At 52.5% G+C, this 2,104-nt stretch carries 1 protein-coding gene; it reads right to left on the bottom strand.

Features of this window, described 5'->3' with window-relative positions:
- Nucleotides 1-154 precede the first annotated feature (154 nt).
- A partial coding sequence (locus G367_RS22645; protein ID WP_020411047.1) for a ClpP-like prohead protease/major capsid protein fusion protein occupies nucleotides 155-2,104 on the bottom strand: 1,950 nt, incomplete at its 5' end.

Below are 2,104 nucleotides of genomic sequence, written 5' to 3'. Positions count from 1 at the left end.
CTAGTGCTATTGGTGTAATCCAGCATGCGCCCGTCTTGTACAAAATTAGTAGCCATTCTCTTTCTCTCAATTGAGTAAATTACTGAAAGCAAAAAAGCCGCGATGTGCGGCCCTTTTCGGACTCTTTAAGGTTTGGTTCGGTTTGAGCTGGGTATTAGGTCTTAGGTGTTTTCACCATGCCTTTTGCATCCCAGGCTTTCGCAGCGGCATCCAGGCGCACTTTGAATTCCACCCCGTCGATATTCCAGCCGTTTTGCTGTTCCAGCACTGGGGCTTGCTGGCCGTCCAGATAGAGCACTTCGATAGTGTCGTGCGCTACCGGGTCGGCATTGAGGTACCAGCCATTGTGTCCGCTAAGGCGACCATCGGAGATCACACTGGCAATATTACGCACGCTATTGGGTACGGTGTTGTTTTTACTGGTTTCACCTACTTCAAACTCTGACTCCAGGGCAACCTTTGCGGCACCCTCGTCGGCAATATCACACAGCAGGAATTTGGGGCGGATATTTAGGAAAGCGGTACCGTCCTTCTGTTTACCCATCAATACCCTCGCGGCGTCGATGCTGGCCGTATTGATGCCTGCCTTAGTAGCTAGGTTGCCATGGTCGGTATGAAATAAGGCCTTGCCATCGGCCATATTGGGATTGTTGATCAGAATACTGAACACCAGATCCCCCACTGTGCGAATAGCAGCGAGCCCCATCTTTTGTGGGATTCGGGTGAAGGCCCCCAGGTCGTCATTGATAATTGCCTGGCGGTTTATAGAGAACATTTCCCCGTAAGTGGCCAGCGCGGCAGTTTCGGCGCGCTCCCCAATACTCACGTATTTAAATTCTGCCCCGGGTGCCACTTGGCGCAGTGAGGGGAAGGTGCCGAGATCGGTACGAGTAGCGATCTTAAAGTCACTCAAGTTGCCGGTGGCGGTAAACTGCGGAAACACCTCTGCCGCTTCAGAGTAACCCTTAAGCATCGATTTATTGGCGATATTGCCCAGGACAGTCGCGAAGTCCCCGGAGCTATGGGTAAACGCTGCGGCGACTACACCCATTTTATCCAGGCCCGCTAAATTCTGTCCGTGGGCGTGCATCAACATGCGGGCAATTTCCAGCATGGTATAGCCGGCCATACTATTGCCTTCGGTGCGTTTCTCGCCAAAGGCGCGCATGGCAATGGCATTCTCAGCGTCTGCCTTGATGCGTTTGATACCCTCACCTTCCTGCACAACCACACTGTAGCTTTGTACTGGGGTTGGGGTTTGATTACCCAGGGCTGTAAGCAGCTTGTCTTTGGCGCCCTGCACTGAGCAGTCCATATCATCCAGACAGGATTGCATTACGGTGCTGTGTGCTTCGAAGCCCTTAAAAACGGCTTTGATATCATCTTTGCGCTTTTTTTCATCCGCGGCAAATTGCGCTCTGGCATCGGCGGCAATCTGGGCTTTCATTTCTGGGGTAACCTCGGTCGCAGCGGTTGCAGCTGGCGTAGTGGAGGTGGTTGTGGTCATGGCTTGCGCCTCCTTGTTTTTGGGGGGATTGTCTGCAACCGCAGACGGGAATCTAAATTCAGTAGGCCCCTGCATAACCAATGCACTAATAGCTTGAGGGGTATTTTTGAACTGGTTTAAATGATCAGCACTGAAGCTCGCGGCCATTTCCATTGCTGCTGTGGTATCGGTAGCAAAGCCGGCTTCCACGGCCTCGGCGCCGGTATACCAGGTCTCGTCATCCATCACTTGGCTAACCTCCTCATCCGACATTCCTGAGCGGGAGGAATAGAGGCCGATCATGGTGGTTTTCACTTTTGCCAGCAGGCTCTTGGTTTTTTCCAGGGCACGCTCATCACCTCTGGCGCTGGCACTGGGGTTATGCACCATGTAATAGGCATTCTCGGCGATATGAACAGTATCCCCAGCAAGGGCAATCACACTGCCCATACTGGCTGCGATGCCTTCAATCCACGTTTCCACCTCGGCTTTGTGATCTTTGAGCAGGTTGTAAATGGCGGTACCGTCGAACACATCACCACCGGGGCAGTTAATATGCAGATTGATCTTGCTGACATCGCCTAGCGCTTTAAGATCGCGGGCAAAGTCTTTTGCAGT

Origin of the sequence: Microbulbifer variabilis ATCC 700307, from assembly GCF_000380565.1 — a bacterium.
Lineage (GTDB): Bacteria > Pseudomonadota > Gammaproteobacteria > Pseudomonadales > Cellvibrionaceae > Microbulbifer > Microbulbifer variabilis.
Note: the sequence above shows the minus strand (reverse complement) of the source record. Positions and strands in the feature narration are given on the sequence as shown.